Origin of the sequence: Paenibacillus popilliae ATCC 14706 (assembly GCF_000315235.1) — a bacterium.
In the GTDB taxonomy this organism is placed as follows: Bacteria; Bacillota; Bacilli; order Paenibacillales; family Paenibacillaceae; genus Paenibacillus_B; species Paenibacillus_B popilliae.
In genome coordinates, this window is record NZ_BALG01000261.1 from 1 (window position 1) to 510 (window position 510).

The 510-nt window shown below is 43.3% G+C and carries 1 protein-coding gene; it reads right to left on the reverse strand.

Going from position 1 to position 510, the window contains the following annotated elements; genetic code table 11:
• A partial coding sequence (locus tag PPOP_RS15835; protein WP_006287580.1) for a hypothetical protein occupies nucleotides 1-355 on the reverse strand: 355 nt, incomplete at its 3' end.
• Nucleotides 356-510 lie beyond the last annotated feature (155 nt).

Consider the following 510-nt stretch of genomic DNA (forward strand, 5'->3'; position numbering starts at 1 on the left):
TCATCACCGATAAACTAATCAGGTGAGCACAGTAATATACTGTTTTGCTGCGAACACGAATGAGACTTGCGATCGCATGGGAACCCATCATTTTGGTGATGTATAGTTCCACGACAGCGCTAAGTAAAACATAGGAAAATAGGGCAATGAAGAACTGCATCCACGATATGTTGCCGCTGTCGTATCCTCCGAAAGGAAACATGAGCGCGTCCAATAACGTAACCTGTTTATAGCGCCCCAGAGAGATGACGTTCAACAAGCTGATGCCCGCAGCCCACAGGGCAAAGAAGAGAATATAACGATAAATAAACTTTAAATTGTATTGAAAGGCTAGTCTGAAGAGATGCGTTGCCATGGCTAAAATTCGACCTCCTTGCTCCAGAAAACACTAGCTCCGAATAGAATCAATACGACCATAAGCAAGGCGATATGACTCTGGATGATAAAAAGCAAGGGGGAGGATACGTTGTGGTTGAAGCTGTATATCGTATGATTTCCGATATCTAAGAT